General features: G+C 43.1%; 18 protein-coding genes. 12 read left to right on the top strand and 6 right to left on the bottom strand.

Annotated elements, in window-relative coordinates; all coding sequences use genetic code 11:
* Positions 1-2: 2 nt before the first annotated feature.
* From DMB45_RS13210 to DMB45_RS13200, 3 genes are read left to right on the top strand one after another with little or no spacing between them, the layout of a single operon-like run.
* Positions 3-1,622 carry a RagB/SusD family nutrient uptake outer membrane protein gene (locus DMB45_RS13210; RefSeq protein WP_041504861.1) on the top strand — a complete coding sequence of 540 codons (1,620 nt, stop codon included), beginning with the start codon at positions 3-5 and terminating at the stop codon, positions 1,620-1,622.
* An 18-nt stretch (positions 1,623-1,640) separates the two neighbouring features.
* Positions 1,641-2,393: a DUF4843 domain-containing protein gene (locus tag DMB45_RS13205; RefSeq protein WP_041501896.1), complete on the top strand. Its 753-nt coding sequence runs from the start codon at positions 1,641-1,643 to the stop codon at positions 2,391-2,393.
* Positions 2,394-2,411: 18 nt separating this feature from the next.
* A complete protein-coding gene (locus DMB45_RS13200) occupies positions 2,412-4,088 on the top strand; it encodes a PKD-like family lipoprotein (RefSeq protein WP_041504862.1) in 1,677 nt (558 codons plus the stop codon).
* Between the two features lie 97 nt (positions 4,089-4,185).
* Here the strand turns inward: DMB45_RS13200 and DMB45_RS13195 are convergent, their stop codons facing one another.
* The 5 genes from DMB45_RS13195 to DMB45_RS13175 form a co-directional block, all read right to left on the bottom strand.
* Positions 4,186-4,803, bottom strand: coding sequence for an outer membrane beta-barrel protein (locus tag DMB45_RS13195; RefSeq protein ID WP_041501898.1), 618 nt, complete (start codon positions 4,801-4,803; stop codon positions 4,186-4,188).
* A gap of 38 nt (positions 4,804-4,841) precedes the next feature.
* Positions 4,842-5,504: a DUF4136 domain-containing protein gene (locus DMB45_RS13190; protein WP_041501899.1), complete on the bottom strand. Its 663-nt coding sequence runs from the start codon at positions 5,502-5,504 to the stop codon at positions 4,842-4,844.
* 158 nt (positions 5,505-5,662) lie between these two features.
* Entirely contained in the window at positions 5,663-6,055 is a 393-nt protein-coding gene (locus tag DMB45_RS13185; protein WP_070807428.1) for an ExbD/TolR family protein, read from the bottom strand.
* Positions 6,056-6,126: 71 nt separating this feature from the next.
* Positions 6,127-6,819 carry a MotA/TolQ/ExbB proton channel family protein gene (locus tag DMB45_RS13180; protein WP_041501901.1) on the bottom strand — a complete coding sequence of 231 codons (693 nt, stop codon included), beginning with the start codon at positions 6,817-6,819 and terminating at the stop codon, positions 6,127-6,129.
* A gap of 115 nt (positions 6,820-6,934) precedes the next feature.
* Positions 6,935-7,828, bottom strand: coding sequence for a LysR substrate-binding domain-containing protein (locus DMB45_RS13175; RefSeq protein ID WP_041501902.1), 894 nt, complete (start codon positions 7,826-7,828; stop codon positions 6,935-6,937).
* 513 nt (positions 7,829-8,341) lie between these two features.
* On the opposite strand from DMB45_RS13175, the gene DMB45_RS13170 reads away from it, so the two are divergent.
* The 9 genes from DMB45_RS13170 (at position 8,342) to DMB45_RS13130 (ending at position 17,232) form a co-directional block, all read left to right on the top strand.
* Entirely contained in the window at positions 8,342-8,950 is a 609-nt protein-coding gene (locus tag DMB45_RS13170) for an ATP synthase subunit E (RefSeq protein WP_041501903.1), read from the top strand.
* A 110-nt stretch (positions 8,951-9,060) separates the two neighbouring features.
* Positions 9,061-9,888, top strand: coding sequence for a DUF2764 family protein (locus DMB45_RS13165; protein WP_041501904.1), 828 nt, complete (start codon positions 9,061-9,063; stop codon positions 9,886-9,888).
* Between the two features lie 69 nt (positions 9,889-9,957).
* Positions 9,958-11,721 carry a V-type ATP synthase subunit A gene (locus DMB45_RS13160; protein ID WP_041501905.1) on the top strand — a complete coding sequence of 588 codons (1,764 nt, stop codon included), beginning with the start codon at positions 9,958-9,960 and terminating at the stop codon, positions 11,719-11,721.
* Between the two features lie 75 nt (positions 11,722-11,796).
* The gene (locus DMB45_RS13155) at positions 11,797-13,134 is read left to right on the top strand and encodes a V-type ATP synthase subunit B (protein ID WP_110688846.1); all 1,338 of its coding nucleotides are present in this window, start codon (positions 11,797-11,799) and stop codon (positions 13,132-13,134) included.
* A gap of 34 nt (positions 13,135-13,168) precedes the next feature.
* Positions 13,169-13,528 carry a four helix bundle protein gene (locus DMB45_RS13150; RefSeq protein ID WP_041501906.1) on the top strand — a complete coding sequence of 120 codons (360 nt, stop codon included), beginning with the start codon at positions 13,169-13,171 and terminating at the stop codon, positions 13,526-13,528.
* 75 nt (positions 13,529-13,603) lie between these two features.
* Positions 13,604-14,203 (top strand): V-type ATP synthase subunit D, encoded by a 600-nt coding sequence (locus DMB45_RS13145; RefSeq protein ID WP_041501907.1) that lies wholly within the window; start codon positions 13,604-13,606, stop codon positions 14,201-14,203.
* Between the two features lie 8 nt (positions 14,204-14,211).
* Positions 14,212-16,044 carry a V-type ATP synthase subunit I gene (locus DMB45_RS13140; RefSeq protein ID WP_160289119.1) on the top strand — a complete coding sequence of 611 codons (1,833 nt, stop codon included), beginning with the start codon at positions 14,212-14,214 and terminating at the stop codon, positions 16,042-16,044.
* Positions 16,045-16,091: 47 nt separating this feature from the next.
* On the top strand, positions 16,092-16,544 hold the full coding sequence (locus tag DMB45_RS13135; protein ID WP_041501909.1) for an ATPase: 453 nt from the start codon (positions 16,092-16,094) through the stop codon (positions 16,542-16,544).
* Positions 16,545-16,704: 160 nt separating this feature from the next.
* A complete protein-coding gene (locus tag DMB45_RS13130) occupies positions 16,705-17,232 on the top strand; it encodes an RNA polymerase sigma-70 factor (protein WP_235375020.1) in 528 nt (175 codons plus the stop codon).
* 134 nt (positions 17,233-17,366) lie between these two features.
* Here DMB45_RS13130 and DMB45_RS13125 read toward each other — a convergent pair whose 3' ends face one another.
* Positions 17,367-17,759: a DUF1016 N-terminal domain-containing protein gene (locus DMB45_RS13125; RefSeq protein ID WP_052649354.1), complete on the bottom strand. Its 393-nt coding sequence runs from the start codon at positions 17,757-17,759 to the stop codon at positions 17,367-17,369.
* Positions 17,760-17,973: the final 214 nt, after the last annotated feature.

The raw sequence follows: 17,973 nt of genomic DNA, 5'->3' as shown, positions 1-17,973 counted from the left end.
TCATGAAAATAAAGATACAAATCATTCTTTTGATCTCCGGGCTGTTTTTCGGTTCTTGTAGGGATTGGCTCGATCTGCAACCGGAAGGAGAGGCAACCAGTGACGAGTTGTTTGCTACCGGCGACGGTTACCGTTCCGTTTTGGCCGGGATCTATCAGGCGATGACGTCCAAAAATTTGTACGGGGTGGAACTACAATTCGGTATCGTGGATTGTATCTCCCGGCAATATACCTGGGATTGGCAATACTCGGACGACGGGAAAAGCATGTATCGGAACGCCAGGAGTTTCGACTATTACAATGTTTCGTTAAGGCCGACTATCGATGCGATTTGGAAAGACGGCTTTAACGTGGTGGCCAACGCGAACAATTTGTTACAAAACGTGGAGAAGGCCTCCCCGGACCTGTTTGCCGGGGGAGAGACGGAGCGTAGATTGATCATGGGTGAGGCCTATGCCTGCCGGGCTTTGATGCATTTCGATATCGTACGGCTTTTTGCCCCGGCATTGATCCATGACGACGGCGAAAAGCGGGTGCCTTACGTGGAAGAGACTCCCAATATCCAGCCCGATGGAATCGCGTTAAAACCTTTTCTGGATAAGGTGATCCGGGATTTGAAAACCGCCCGTGCGTTGACCGTTCAATTCGATACTTCGGCTTTGGGCATGAGCATGAGCGCTACCGGAAAAACCCGTTTCGAGGGCATCGTGGAATCCGGAATGGAGGGGTTTAATAAAGAGAACACGATAGACGGTTTTTATACCGGGCGGGGATACCGGTTGAGCTATTACGCGATTACCGCTTTGTTGGCAAGGGTGTACCAATACGCCGGGATGTACGAGGAGGCTTTCCAGATGGCGGATACCGTGTTGAAATTTAAAGCGAAAGGGGTAAATGGGGCTTCTTATGACATGTTCTCTACCGAACAGTTTTGGGCGATTCAGAATGACGATAACGAACGAAAGGAGGATTTGAAACTCACCTCCAATCTGATCTTTGCTCTCTATAACGAGGAGGCTTACAACGACTATAACCTTGGAGATTTTTTCCGGAAAGAGGCCAGTGGAATGACACAAGGCAATTGGCTCGCTCTGGATGAGAGAAAGCAAAAGATATTTCTGAACCCGAGTGATTCCTATGACGAATCTCAGATGGATATTCGTTCCCGCTATCTTCTGTTTCAACCGGGAGGTTTATGGGGATATAAAATATCAGCCAAATGGTATTGTAGCGATGACACGAAAATACGCCGGAAGAATGTTCAGGTCCTTCCCGTTATCCGGGCCACGGAGATGCGCTACATTATGGCCGAGTGTTATGCGCGTAAGGGGCAATTTACCCAGGCATACGATATCTTGAATACCGTTCGCCGCAACAGAAGTACCTTTGCCGATGTCGGAGGTGGTGTCTGGGCCACGATGAATGATCTTCCGGTAGCTACCGACTACGCCGCTTTTCAGCGGGATTTGGTTCGCGACGCGCAACGGGAATGGATATCCGAGGGACAGTTGTTCTATCTCTACAAGCGCTTAGGAGCCAAGCTATTTATGCAAGAGGGAGAAGAACGGGAATTGAGTAAATCCGAGTACATGTTTCCGCTACCGGATAATCAAAGTATGTAATCTAAAACGACACGAGATATGAAAAAATATTTGTTATACAGTATGATGATTTGGATCGCTTTCTTTACGGCTTGTGAGGAACAATATATCGAGCCTTTCGGAGATCGGCACGAGGTGTATTTTAAGCGATTTTTTAAAGATGAAGAGGCTCCGGGAACGGCAAAGGCCGATTCCACGAACGTGACTTTCTTTTTTGCCAAGCCTACGGATACGTACGTGATGGCGGAGCTGGTAGTGGTGCTTGCCGGAAGACCCCTGACCAAAGACTTGAATTTCGGGTTGAGGGTAGTAAAAGAGATGACAACGGCTAATCAGGACGAATACGAACTGGCGGATTCCTACACGTTTCATGCCGGACCGCTCGCGGAAGATTTGGATATGTTTCAAGACACGATTCGAATCCGGATGAATAAAAGCGATCGTTTGGGCAGTATGGAGAATGGGGTACGTTTAGTCGTGGAGTTAGTACCGGGCGACGGGTTGGCCGTGGGCCAGTTCGAGCGTTCCCGGGCGGTGATCCATTTCACGAAAGACGCCGTGAAACCGGAATGGTGGGACCGGGAGGTGGAATTTTACTCTCTGGGCTCCTATTCGTCCTTAAAATACAGGACTTTCTTGGAGAACATCGAGGGGGCGTACGATTTGAACGCGGAGATGGTCAGGGATCGTCCGGATAAGGTCCGGAAATTGGTTATCGCTTTTAAAGAATGGTTGGCCGACCATCCGATATGGGATGAAGAGAATAATGAATGGATGTCTGTTAATGTTTAACGTGTTAAATAAGATGGTATGAATTATATAAAACTATGCGGTCTGTTGTTTTTTCTTGGCTTTTTGTCGGGATGTTTTAATGACGAGGGCAATTATACCTATACGGAGTTAAACCCTCCTCAATGGATACAGGATTTTAGTAAGACACCGGAGTATATATCCGGTTGGGCCGGTAAAGGAGAAACCATGGTGTTCCATGGGAGTCATATGTTTACCTGGGGATCGGATTCCGCCGCTCGAGCGAAAGAGGTTCGGTATGAATGGAAACTAAACGGAGTCGTGATCGGCGATCAGTTGGATATGGAGCTTCCCACGGATTCGGTATTTCAAAAGTTGGGTTTGGATGCTTATACCAATTCGGACGCTATCTGGGGAACTTTTACGGTGATCGAGAAAGAGACAGGCGTCTCCTTCCCGGCCCGGTTGTTTGTATCGATTTATTCTGCTTTTGCCCCGAATGACTGGTTTATCTTGTCGGAAGACGGAAATAACACGAAGTTTTCGGCCATCTGCCGACGGATCGTGACGGAACAAGGCAAACAAAAAGTGGTGTATGTGTTAAAGGACAACGCTTACGAGGAGATTAATGGCGGAAAGCTCCCCGGTAAACCGGTTCAGTTGGGAATGGAGACCGCCCGGGATATCAGTCCCTCGGGAGCCTGCGTGGTGATTACGGACCAGGTGGCTTACGAGGTGAATATCCAGAACATGGAGAAGGTGGGAGAGATAAAGGATCAGTTTTTAGACGGTACACCCCCGAACTTCATGGTTTCCGATTTACGGGAAAAAGCACCCCAAACTTCAGGACAGGAGAGTGCCTGTACCTTTGTGGCCACGGTAGACGGAAGGGTGTTTTACCGGGTAAAGTCTCCCAATTATTTGGGAGGACAATACCTGTCGGAACCGTACGTGATAGACGATAGAGGGTATAAAATCACCAAGTTCGGGCATTCTAAGTACGGGGGCGTTATTCCCTGCTACGATGAAAAAAACCGGAGAGTGGTGATGGCGACGACCTGGCGGGATGGAGGGTCTTTCCAAGGCGACAATCCTCCCATTTGGCGGACGCGGATGGTTCCCGCGAAAACACATTATGGAGCCCCCGTGTCCGGATTCCCCGAAGGTACGGAGGTGTTGTATTTGACGGAAAAAAACCATATCAGTTGGGGATATGGCGGACCGAAACTGTTATTTACCGTTTATTATAACGATCCCACGATGGATAATCGAACGTTGGTCGGAGATTTTTCTTTCAGCACGCAGTCTGAAACAATATTCCGTACGACCTTCGAGCGTTGGTTCTATCTTCCGGTAAGACTGGATGCCTCGTCGGTGTTTTTGGTAAGTGCCAATAACCGTCCTTCACTTAACTATAATGAAAAGGCCATGTACCGCGATTTCTACACGGTAGGCGACAAACTCTATTACCTGCAACGTTCGACCTCCTATATCGAGAGTGCGGATCAAAGAAAATTTATGACCTTTAACGCCACCTTCCCTTCCAAGATTACGGCTTTGGCGTATGCTTTTTACCAAACGGATCAGATTTTCGTGGGATGTGAGGACGGAAGTATCTATTGTTACGATATCAATAATATCGAAAATCCGAGACTGTTGTTCCAAAAGAAATTAAACGGGAAGATTTCCGTGGTAAAACAGATCGGTTGGCATACCAGTAATCACGATTGGTATTAAAAAATTCCGGTATGTTGCATTTGTAGATTATGAAAAGAGCTGCCGAATTTTCGGCAGCTCTTGTTTGCTTAGTTGTTTTTGTATAGAGTTTTGCGTTTTAATTAACACCTTGCAGAACAATACCTACGCTGATGGCAAAACTTTGTGTCGCGGGAATTCTGCCGTTTCCGGCTTTGGTGCCGTAAGAATATCTGAATCCCAAGTTAAAGGCGAATTGATCGTTTAATTCTATCAAAGTTCCGATTTCCGGGGCAAAGGCGAATTGCCATCTGGACTCCGTCGAAGAGAACTGTCCCACGTCTAATTTCAATTCCGTCCAGCTCGTACCGATTCCTATACCGAAATAGGGTCTGAAAAGGGTGTTGCTTTCCGTGAACCAATAGCGGCCGATTGCCATAATGGGTACCGTATTTACATAACGGTATTGATGACCGGTAATGGTGTGTATATCGCTATTTCCTTTAAAGTAGAAATCTGCTGTTTGTACACCTTTGTTTTTGTAAAACGTGTTCCAACCCACCATACCTCCGATAGAGAATTGTTCACTTAAGAAATAGTGGTATTCCAAATCAATACCTCTGAAGCTCATTTTACCCGTGAAGTCGTTGATTTTTCCGATTGGAACTGACATCTGGTAGTTTAAATTCAGCATCTGTCCTTTTACAAGGGGACTAAGACCGAATAATATCAATGATATAAATAATAGTTTTCTCATAATCTTTTGCTTTAAAAATTGACAATAAGGATGTTCTTTTACTGGGCGTTACCACTTTTCAGGTAAGGCGATTGAGTGAAGCATTGATTAATAGTGGAGGTCATCCGGTTCAGAATAGATTGCTCAGAACCTTGTAAAATTCCGTCGGCTACGCCGCTCCATAGAACGGGAACTTTTTTAGTACTGGTCGTCGTAGCATCGGTGGCGATCATATCAATCACGATAGATCCGCTTCTATAGGAATAGACAGCAACAGGATACCACGGGTAAGAAGGACCCCAACCCGGACCCCAACCTGAACCCCAAATCCAATTCCATCCTGGATACCATCCCCAGTAATCATACCAATAGTTGGCTCCGTAATAGTAATTTACATTTGAGAAGGCAGAAACCGTCACGATAAAACTCGGTTGATTTATCTCGGTTTGCTCCATGTAGGTATATCCCTTATCTTCAAAATTTTTCTTTACCAAATCTAAAATTTGGGCATCGAACTTGTGATTGGGAGTTTCTCCCTTAGCCACGAAATAAACAATCGTATCCGGGAGTGAAAAGGTGGTGTACTTCGTAAAATCTGCACTCTTGTCATAATTCGTTATGGCAACATCCATCTCATCCACGTCATCCGCACCTCCCGGATAACATGAAATCATCAGCTGTGCAAACAATCCAATGAAAGATAATAATAATAAACGTTTCATACTTAGTTAGTTTTAGTTTAACAATTGTTGCTATTCTATAATTCCAATGTGTTATAACAAGTGTTACCATTAGCACTTGTTTGGTTGTATACGCTTGCCTTAACGATTGGTTTCAGAAAGCAGAATTTTTTTTTGAAATAGGATAGGAGCGATCTGCCTTATTCCGGGGTAGTTGCTATAATCAGGCGGTAGTTGTGATCTTTGGCGATATTCATTACTTTGACGATCTGTTCTAATGGAACAGACTTGTCCGCCTGCAAGGAAATACAGGGTTTGTCCTGATCTTTCAGCTCTTCGACTAACTTACTTTCAAGCTTGGAAAAAGGAATTACCTTTTCGTTTAGGTAGAAAGTATGGTTTTTATCGATAGAAACAACCGTAACCGGTTTTTCAGAAGTCTGATTTGTACTTTCGGGCAGTTCCAGGCGTAAAGCATTGGGGTTAATCAGTGTCGAGGAGACCATAAAAAAGATCAATAGCAAAAACACGATGTCGGTCATGGACGACATGTTGAAGTTCGGATTTATTTTGCTACTGCGTTTGATGGACATAATTGATTTAGTGATTTAGTGATTCTGTGATTCTGTGATTTAGTGATTTAATGATTGTGTGATTAAAAGGTTTAGTGATGGGGTGATTCCTGTTTTTTTAACCGGATCAGCAGGTCGATGAGTTCGGAGTTATACCGTTCCATGTGCAGGACGATTTTATCAATCCGGGAAACTAAGTAGTTATAAGCCAAGTATCCGATGATCCCGACGATCAATCCGGCCACGGTCGTGATCATGGCCGTATATATACCCCTCGACAACAGACTGATGTCGATATTGTTGCCGGCCATGGCCATGTCGTAGAATGCCTGAACCATTCCGACTACTGTTCCTAAAAATCCGATCATGGGAGCTGTACCTGCGCAAGTTGCCAGGGTTGCTAATCCTTTTTCCAGGGTTGCTACCTCGTAGTTTGCCGTATTTTCCATGGACTCGCGAATCTCTCCCGGCGCCTCCCGTCTCAATAGAATACCTTTTCTTATGATTTTGGCCAAAGGGGTATTTTCCGTATCACAGTCGGTTAAAGCTCCTTCTATGTCTTTTTTTTGTATTTTTTCTTGAATCAGTTGCATGAATGCTTCATCTCCCGTTCCTGTTTTCCGAAGAATCCAAAATCTTTCGCAAGCGATGTAAATGGCGATAATCGATAGAATAAAGATAGGGATCATTAACCATCCCCCTTTGACAACCAACCCCCATAGGCTCATATCCATATCTGCCGCTTTTGCTGCCGGGGCCGCTATTTGTATTATCCAATTGTTCATGCACTTATTTTTTGATAATCTTTCTTAAAAGTGTTGCGAAGATAATGTGGTTTTTGCGAAAACACAAATTCCCTTATGGAATTGTACGTGCGGATTGGGAGGGACTATAAAAGTATTACCAACTCTTTTTCTTGTTTTTTACACAATATTGCAATAATTTATTGGCGTACGGATCTAAATAGCCCTGTTTATGAATCGCATACAATTCCCGGGAGATTTCCAACTCTTGTATATCGATGATTTTTAGTTTTCCGGAAGCTAACTCTTCCCGGATGCTGAACACTGAAACGAGAGCATAGCAATCCGAATGTTTCAGGTATTGTTTGATTCCTTCGGTTGTTCCGATCGTAATCTGCTGGTTCAACTCTTCCATGCGGATATTTGATTTGGCTAACTGTTGCTGAATGATTTTATAAGTTCCGGAACCGTTTTCCCTGAACACGAATTTCAGTTGTTTTAGTTCTTCCAAAGTGATGACCTCCTTGCTCGGGTTTCGGGTTGAGGTAACCAATACGATCTCGTCCTGTAAAAAAGGTATGTAGTGAATATCCGGTTCGGAGGGAGATCCTTCGATAAAGGCTAACTGGATGTTGCGGTGTAGGATTTCCTGTTCGATCTGGTTGGTATTTCCGCTGATCAGGTTAATCCTGATATGCGGGAAACGCTCGCGGAACGGGGCTAACATTCCCGGTAAGATGTATTGTGACAGCGTCGTGCTGGCACCGATAGACAGAGTACCGGAAAATTCATGTTTCATTTGATGGATGCCGAATTCGATCTCCCGCTCTTTATCCAATAAATCTTCACTTTTTTCCAATAAATACTTTCCTGCCGGAGTCAACACGAAACGTCCTTTTTCCCGTTCGAAAAGAGTGACTTCCAATTCTTTTTCCAACTCTTTTATGCTTTTGGATATGGCCGGCTGGGAAAGATGCAGCTCTTCGGCAGCCTTTGTCGTGCTCAGGTATTTTGCCGTGTGATAGAATATCGTGAGTTTGTGATCTAACATAATGAGTCGAATTAAATTACGCAACGCAAGACTTTTTAACCGGTTTTGTTTAACAGAGTCCTTATTTCAAGTTTTATTTATTCGAAACAAATATACTATTTTCAAAATAACCGCTGATCTTATGATCGGTATTTCTCCATAAATTATTCACGTTAGCACTTTGGTAGCACTTTGGGACGGGGTTAAAGTGCTATCGAATCGACTTTTCTGCTTGATCGACCACGAAAGCAATAGATGGAGAAATAAAAAGATTTCATAAACTTTATAAGCACCGCAAACGTTATCTATATTCATGTATTTTGATTTTTGGTATGATATTTGAAGATTACGATTATCCGAATTATTAGATTCGATCTGCTTGGCGGTTAGAAGAAATCAGCGATTCGGCGTGTTAATTTTCATTTGCTTTTCCCGATAATTTTTAATACCTTGAGGCCGTTTTTTCAGAGAGTTAAGAGACAATGAAAAGTTAAAAAATGGGGATGGAAAAATACTATTTCAATACACATATATATGGAGAATAAATTAGATGTTTTAACGAAGAAACTTTACGACGAGGGGGTGGATAAAGCACGTCAGGAGGCGGATGAGATCCTCGCGAAAGCAAGACAAGAGGCCGAGAAGATTATAGCCGAGGCCAAGGCTAAAGCAGACGAAATGCATGCTACAGCCAATACGGATATCAGTAATTTGAAGAAAAAGGCAGAATCCGAGATGAATTTAAGCGTGAGACAAGCGATTGCCGCGTTAAAATTGTCCGTTACGGAGCTGATTTCGGGGAAAGTTGCCGGAGAGATGGCAAAAGTCGGATTTGAGGAGAAGACATTTGTTCAGGAGTTGTTGATGACAATCGTAAAAAAATGGGATATCTCATCCGGGAATTTAAATTTGGAAGTGATCCTTTCGGATGATGAGAAAACTCAATTTGAATCTTTTGTTGCGACCAAATACAAAGAACTTCTGGATAAGGGCTTACGTGTAAAAGCCGGCAATGTGGAAGGTGAATTTGTTATTCAGCCGAAAGACGGAGGTTATCAGATTACTTTCTCGGAAGAACTGTTTGAGGCATTCTTCTCTCAATACATGAGGAGTTTCACGAAAGAACTTCTTTATAAAAATTAATGAATCATGAGATGGTGTGATTATGTGATTGAATGATTTGGAGATTATGCGTTTTAATCATGAAATCATAAAATGGCAGAATCCAGAATCGTAAAATAAAACTGAGAGGGATGATATTAAAAAATGGTTACTACTGTTTGATTGCCGGTTTGCCGGAGATCGCTTGGGATGATCGGAAATTGGCAATATCTGTCAGTAATCTGCGGGAGTTGGCTCAAAACGATTTGAGCAAAAAAGATATGGAACTTTTGAATCTGTTCTTTCTTCCGGCAGATCATGTACAGATTCTTCGTCTGTTGACGAAGCAGGAGCCTGACCCTACTCTTTCGACGGTATATCCTTTAAAGCAACTCGAAGATGAGATTGCCGAACCTACCTCTTCTTTACTTCCTTATTTGAATCAATTTATAGCTGATTTTAAAGGAGAACATCTGAAATACGATGTAGCTCCTGAAAATGTGTTGAGTTGGATGTATTACGATTATTTATTGAAATCCGGAAACTCTTTTGTGAGACGATACGCGGAATTTTCAATGAATGTCAAGAATCTGATCACCGCGTTGAATTGTCGGAAATACGGAAAAGAGATAGAGAAAGAGGTGATCGGGAACAATGCTTTCGCTAAAGCGTTGCGTACGTCCAATTCGAAAGATTTTGGCTTGGCTATGGATTATCCTTACGTGGATAAGGTGATATCTTTAATGGCTAATCCTAATTTGGTGGAAAGGGAGCGGGGGTTGGATTTGTTGCATTGGGACTTTATAGAGGAAGCCGTTGTTTTCGAGTATTTTTCCGTGGAGAAGGTTTTGAGCTTTATGTTGCAATTGATGATTATTGAAAGATGGAGCAAGATGAGTTCGGAGTCCGGACGTAAGGTATTCATGGAGATGGTCGAGAAGTTCAGGCATAGTTTTGAATTCACGGAGGAGTTCAAATGATTTTAAATTTTACAAGGGAAGAATTCCCGGAAATTTAAGATGGAGAGATTAAAAATTAAAAATTGAAAAATGGATAAAACACAAGGAAAAGTTCATAGTATTATATCCAACCTCGTGCTTGTGCGTACCGAAGGCCCGGTTTCCCAGAATGAGATTTGTTTCATTCTGATGGGTAACGAGAGGCTGATGGCGGAGGTCATCAAGGTCGTTGGAGATATTGCTTATGTGCAGGTATTTGAAAGTACGCGTGGTTTGAAACCCGGTACGTTGGTAGAATTTGAAAACCATATGTTGGAAGTCACCTTGGGACCGGGGTTGCTATCGAAGAATTTCGACGGTTTGCAAAATGACCTGGATAAGATGACCGGAGTTTTCTTAAAACGAGGAGAATACACGAATCCGTTGGAAGTCGATAAAAAATGGAGTTTTACTCCTTTGGCTAAACCGGGAGATAGGGTAAAAGCCGGAGACTGGTTAGGAAACGTGAAAGAGAATTGGTTGGACCATAAGATTATGGTTCCCTTTAAGATGCAAGGCGAATACACGGTAGTTTCCGTCGCTGATGCCGGAGAGTATACGATTGAAGATACGATTGCCATCGTAAAAGACGAAAACGGTAAAGAGTTTCCGTTGACGATGACACAGAAGTGGCCGGTGAAGGTCGCCGTAAGAAATTACGTGGATAAGCCGCGTCCTTTCCGTCAGATGGAAACGGGAGTACGGGTAATCGACACGATGAATCCGATTTTAGAGGGAGGTACCGGATTTATTCCCGGTCCGTTCGGAACGGGTAAAACGGTATTGCAACATGCTCTTTCCCGTTTTGCCGATGCGGATATTATCATCATGGCTGCTTGCGGTGAACGGGCTAATGAGGTTGTAGAAATTTTCACGGAGTTCCCCGAGTTGGAAGACCCTCGCTCGGGACGTAAATTATACGAGAGAACGACGATCATTGCCAATACCTCCAACATGCCCGTGGCTGCCCGTGAAGCCTCGGTTTACACGGCTATGACCATCGGTGAATATTATCGTTCCATGGGGATGAAAGTCCTTTTGCTGGCGGACTCTACCTCTCGTTGGGCTCAGGCTTTGCGTGAGATGTCCAATCGTATGGAGGAACTTCCGGGACAGGATGCTTTCCCTATGGACTTGTCTGCCATTATTTCAAATTTCTACGCTCGTGCCGGAATGGTCTACCTGAATAACGGGAAAACCGGTTCTGTCACTTTTATCGGTACGGTATCTCCCGCGGGAGGTAACTTGAAAGAGCCGGTTACGGAATCTACGAAGAAGGTAGCCCGTTGTTTTTACGCTCTTTCGCAGGCTCGTGCGGATGCCAAGCGTTATCCGGCCATCGATACGTTGGAGTCTTATTCCAAATACTTAGAGTATCCGGAGTTCATGGAGTTTGCAAAGAAGAATATTTCGGATCATTGGATCGCCGATGTAAACGAAGCGCGGAATATGTTGGTTCGTGGACGGGAAACTGCCGAACAGATCGATATCCTGGGGGATGACGGTGTACCTTTGGAGTATCATTTGATTTACTGGAAATCGGAATTGATAGACTTTGTTATTTTGCAACAAGATGCATTTGATAATATCGACGGTTCGACCTCTATGGAGCGTCAGAAGTATATGTTGAATGCCGTGTTGGATGTCGTGCGTTCCGATTTTGATTTTGACTCCTTTGAAGAGGTAAATCCCTATTTCAAACGTATCATTAACGGGTTTAAACAGATGAACTATTCCGAGTTCCAGTCTGAACACTTTAAGAAATACGAGGCAGAAGTGAAGGAAATTATTAACGAGAGAAAAAAAAATGATTAAAAGATTTTGTGATTGAATTACTGAATCGCAGAATCTGCAATCACCGAATCGTTAGGTTATAAAAATTAAAATTTGATTATGTCAGTTGCTTTTCAAAAAGTTTACACGAAGATCACCCAGATCACGAAAGCCACGTGTTCACTGAAAGCTCAGGGCGTCGGAAATGACGAGTTAGCTATCGTGAACGGCCGTTTGGCTCAGGTCGTGAAAATCTGGGGAGATGATATAACCCTTCAGGTGTTCTCCGGAACGGAAGGGATTCCGACAAATGCAGAAGTGACGTTTCTCGGAAAGGCACCTACTTTAAAAGTCGGAGAAGATTTATGCGGTCGTTTTTTCAACGCGTTTGGAGATCCGATCGACGGGGGTCCGGCTATCGACGGCGATGAACGTGAAATCGGCGGTCCTTCCGTGAATCCGGTACGCCGAAAACAACCTTCCGAATTGATAGCCACGGGTATAGCGGGTATCGACTTAAATAATACTTTGGTATCGGGACAGAAGATTCCGTTTTTTGCGGACCCGGATCAGCCCTATAATCAAGTAATGGCCAACGTGGCTTTGCGTGCGCAGGCCGACCGGATTATTTTGGGGGGAATGGGATTGACGAATGATGACTACTTGTATTTTAAGAATTTGTTTGACAACGCCGGGGTTTTGGATCGTATCGTCAGCTTCGTGAATACGACGGAGGCGCCTCCCGTGGAGCGTTTGTTGGTTCCGGATATGGCGTTGACTGCTGCCGAGTATTTTGCCGTGGATAAAAATGAGAAGGTATTGGTATTGTTGACGGATATGACTCTGTACGCGGATGCCTTGAGTATCGTGTCCAACCGTATGGATCAGATCCCTTCTAAAGACTCTATGCCCGGTTCGCTTTATTCCGATTTGGCGAAAATTTACGAGAAAGCCGTACAATTCCCGGCAGGTGGTTCTATTACGATTATCGCGGTAACCACTCTTTCCGGGGGAGATATTACACATGCTATCCCTGACAATACCGGATACATTACGGAGGGACAATTGTTCTTGCGTAAAGATACGGAAATCGGTAAGGTTATCGTCGATCCTTTCCGAAGCTTGTCCCGCTTGAAACAATTGGTGATCGGTAAGAAAACCCGTAAGGACCATCCGCAGGTTATGAATGCCGCTATTCGTCTGTATGCCGATGCTGCCAATGCCCGGACCAAAATGGAGAACGGATTCGATTTGACGGATTATGACCGCCGGACTCTCGATTTCGCGAAAGAGTATTCGAACGATTTGTTGGCCATCGACGTCAACATCTCCACCGACCAGATGTTGGATACGGCTTGGACTTTGTTCCGGAAGTATTTCAACCGCTCGGAATTGGGAATCAAGGCGGAAATAGTAGAAGAATTTGGCGGATATAAAGATTATGTGATTAAGTGATTATGTGATTAGGGGATTATGTTATTAGGTGATTATGAATCAGATCGAGTTTAAACGTAGAACCAAGCAATTAGGCTTAGATGTCATTCGGATGGTTGAAAAATTTCCGGAAACACGTTTGGCATGGATTGTAAAAGATCAAATTCTACGATCTGCTTTGTCGGTAGGAGCCAATTATCGAGCAGTTTGTCGGGCTAAATCTGATAAGGATTTCATTAATAAAATGAGGATTGTAGAGGAAGAAGCGGATGAAACTGCCTATTGGTTCGAAATAATCGAAGAATCTGAATTATTGCCTGTTGAGGAATTAATTGCATTGAAGACGGAGATTAATGAAATAATATCAATGGTGGTAATTTCTATTCGAACCAAAAATGCCGGTATGAATAGATAATCACGGAATCACTATATCATCCAATCAAAGAATCATGATATATGGAATAGAAATCTGAATTTAATATTTTGAAAGGTGGCAATAAAATTTCAATACAATAAAACTTCGCTTCAGGGGTTGGATAAACAACTGAAGATGCGGGTGCGGGCGTTGCCTACCATCAAAAATAAGGAGTCCGCATTACGGTCGGAAGTGAAAAAGGCAAAGCAAGTTGCCGACGAGTTTGACGAGAAGTTGGAAGAGACTTTGAATCAATTACATGATATGTTACAACTTTACGACGAGTATTCGAAAGATATTCTCGTGGTGAAGGAGGTAAATATGTCTGTAAAGAAAATTGCCGGAGTAAAAACCCCTGTCTTGGACGGGGTGGAATACGAGGTAAAGGATTTCAGCTTGTTTAACCGGCCGGGGTGGTTCCTTGACGGGGTACAATACATCAAAGAGGTGGTCGATATCGCTTTGGAAAGGGAGTTTTACATGCGTAAAATGGAGTTATTGGATAAGGCGAGGAAGAAGACCACTCAGAAGGTGAATTTGTACGAGAAAGTACAGATCCCCGGATTCCAGGAGGCAATCCGGAAGATTAAGCGTTTCTTGGAGGATGAGGAGAATCTTTCCAAGTCTTCGCAAAAGATCGTGAAAAACCGTAAAATGATGGAGGCAGAGTCATGATAGTACCTATGAAAAAAATATCCCTGTTGATTTTTTATAAAGAATATCAGCAATTTCTCGAGGAACTTCGGGAAAAGGGAGTGGTTCATATCCATGAAAATGTAGAGCGTTCGGCCGAGGATAAAGCCTTGCAGACCAAGTTGATGCTGATCAAACAGGCTGGCGAGATGATTATGCGATTGGAAAATCGGAACGCGACCGATCAGAAGGAAAAAGTCGACGTTGCCGACGATCAGTTGTTGGAGTATTTGGATAACAGCTATCGTCGTTTAGAGCAAATCGATCAGGAATTGGCCTATGTCCAGAAAGAATACGCGCAATATCGTCCTTGGGGAGATTTTTCCAGAGACCGGATCGAGGGATTGAAAAAGGCAGGCTGGGAGCTTCGTTTCTTTACGGTACAGGACCAGAAATTCGATACCGCATGGGAAGGGCTTTACAATGCCGTTGTGGTAAACGAGATGATGGGACAGAAGTATTTCGTGACGGTGACACCTGTTGGAACGAAAGTGGATTTGGAGGCAGATCCCTTCGTGTTTCCGACGGAATCGGCGGAAAAATTGGCTGGAGAGATGGAGCGTTTACGAAAAGAGGCTTTAACGTTGAATCAGAAATTAGATCGGGAAGCGGAGGATGCGATCCATCGTTTAAAGGATTATCGGTTGCATGTCGGTGAGATCGTGGACGAATTGAAGGTTGAAGATGCGGCGAGGGCTTTGGTTGAAGAGAAAGTCATCGCTTTGGAAGGGTGGATTCCGGCAGAGAAGGAAGAGGAGATGAAAAAATTTTTAGAGACCAAGGATACTTATTTCGAATTTAGCCGGCCGACACCAGAGGATGATGTGCCTGTTTTATTGCGTAATAATGCTTATACCCGTTTATTCGAGCCGATCACCCGGATGTTTGCTTTACCGAACTATAACGAATTGGATCCTACCCCGTTTTTAGCTCCTTTCTTCATGCTGTTTTTCGGCTTGTGTATGGGAGACGGAGGATATGGTTTGTTGATTTGGGCCGTATGTTTCTGGTTGGGGCGGAAGGCTAAACCGGAGCTGAAAGGGTATCTCGTGTTAGGACAAATTTTGGGTATTACCACCATTGTAGTGGGTATTCTTACCGGATCGTTTTTCGGTATCGCCCTTGATTCCGTTGAATGGCCTTGGCTGAAAGGCGTGAAAGAGTACTTTTTGACGGAAGCGAATTATGGAAAATACCTCGGGGGCTATAATCCGATGATGGTACTTGCAGTTGTAGTCGGGATTGTACAGATCCTTTTCGGAATGTGCATCAGTGCGGCTAAATTGACGAAGCAGTACGGCTTTAAGTACGCTATGTCGACAATTGCCTGGGTCGTGGTGATCCTTATGGGGATCGTTTTGCTCGGTCTTCCGGCATTGGGAATGACATTACCTCTCGTGTTGACCTATGTTTTGTACGGTATCGTCGGTATATGTGCTATCGTTATTCTCTTTATGAATTCTCCGGGCAAAGGAGTGTTCACGAATCTCGGTTCGGCTTTATGGGGAACCTACAATATGGCAACCGGCTTGTTGGGAGATACCTTGTCTTATATCCGTCTTTTTGCTTTGGGTTTGACAGGTAGTATTTTAGGCGGTGTATTTAATACGCTTGCTTTCGAATTGACCTCGTCATTACCTTTTGTCGTTCAATTTATAGCCGCCTTTTTGATCCTGCTGATCGGACACTCGATAAATTTCGGTTTGTGTATGATCGGGGCTTTCGTGCATCCGATGCGACTCACTTTCGTGGAGTTTTACAAGAATGCCAGTTTTGAAGGAGGGGGTAAACAATATGAACCTTTTAGGAAAAAAGTAGCTTAATTAGAAAATAGAAATTATTAGAAATAACAAATTAATCGTTTTAAATTATGGAACCAATTTTATTAGCTTATTTAGGAATTGCATTGATGGTAGCATTGTCAGGTGTTGGTAGTGCTTATGGTGTTACAATTTGCGGTAATGCTGCCGTGGGGGCTTTAAAGAAAAACCCGACGGCTTCCGGTCAATATATCGGTCTGTCCGCTTTGCCTTCTTCTCAGGGATTGTACGGATTCGTGGGATACTTCCTGTTGAGTAGTCATTTGAATCCTGCTATGGATTGGGGCGTTGCTTCCGCTATATTCGGTGCGGGTATCGGTCTTGGGTTGGTAGCCTTCTTTTCGGCTATTCGTCAGGCACAGGTTTGTGCGAACGGTATTATCGCTATCGGTAGCGGATACAATGTATTCGGAACTACGATGGTATTGGCCGTGTTCCCCGAGTTGTACGCGATCTTGGGATTGTTGGTATTGATTCTTATTTCCGGTTTGATTCCCGCCTAATCACGGTATAATATAGATGGACGAGGCCGTTTGAAAAACTCAAACGGCCTCGTCGTTTTATAACAGGTCTCTGTTCCTTGTGTTAATATTATTGTAATACTCGGTAAAAAGCTTACATTTGCATGTATATAATATAATAATTTATTATAAGCATGGCATAATGGAAGAACTTTTTGACGGTCAAACTTTCGAAAAGCTATTTAGTAAGCATTTTTCCAACCTTACGGGTTTTGCGTATAATTATGTAAGGGATGAGGAGATAGCGAAAGATATCGTACACGATGCTTTTTTATTGCTATGGAATAAACGGAAATGTTTGAATCCGGTATATCCTGTAAAATCTTACCTGTTTGCTTTGGCGCAGCATAAGGCATTGAATTATTTAAGGCATTTAAGCGTGGTGAAAACAAGCGAATACGAATTGGAAACGTTATTTGATTCGGCAGCCGGGGAATTGGATGAACACGAGAAACGTCTTGTTCGCTTGGAAGAGCAATTGTGTCTGTTATCGGAAATGCAACATGATGTTTTGATCAAATGTGTGGTGGAAGGGAAGAAATACAAAGAGGTCGCGGAAGAACTCGGAATTAGTTTAAATACCGTTAAAACACATCTTGCCCGAGCGTTAAGATTTTTGCGCAATGAATTAGAAGACCGTGTGATTATGTTTTTCATCCGGTATAAATAATCCGGTTTATGCTTCGCATTCTGTTTTATTTAATGTAGAATTTTAATTGTTTTGGTTGTTTTGTACATTCAATTTCGTAGAAGTTACGTTCTTCTAAATTTTCAATACGCATTAATAAAGGTAATGAGACCAACTTAAGGAAAATTAGTACCTAAGGCTTGGGGTGTAACTTTATATCTTTCTTCGGGAATTTTATTCTCCGTAATAGGCTCAACACTGTTGAGCCTTTCCGAATATGTTAAATAAAATTGTCTGAACCTTTTTATATTCGGATACGAAAACCCACTTCCAAAGTTTTCCGTCAACCGTATGGAGAGTGTTTTTAGCGCAGACTTGCCATATTGAGCTCTTTCATTTCCTTGTTGTTCATATTCAATAATATATCTTCCAATCTCGTAATAAGTATATACCATTGCAAGATTTATAGTTGTTGCCACTTTTTCCCGAGTAGTTTGAATTAATGAGGATATTTTGTTATAAAGAAAAGTGGTACGTTCATTCATGTCTTTATCTTTATGATACTGCATATCTTTTTTGATTTAATTGCACGTGGATTTCGATTATTATTATGTTCTGCTAATGATAATATGATCAGGAGTTATACAAAGGTAAGAAAAAGTAATGAAATTTTTGTTGTAGGCTTATAACTTTCTGTTAATAAGATAGTAAGTGTATATTGTTGATGCTTTTGATTACAGGTAATGCATATTGTCCCGATAAAAACTCTTATTTTCATGGCGT

This window comes from Sanguibacteroides justesenii, from assembly GCF_003204205.1.
Classification (GTDB): domain Bacteria; phylum Bacteroidota; class Bacteroidia; order Bacteroidales; family Marinifilaceae; genus Gabonibacter; species Gabonibacter massiliensis.
The sequence above is the reverse complement of the archived record's forward strand: the minus strand, read 5'-3'. Positions and strand labels throughout refer to the sequence as shown.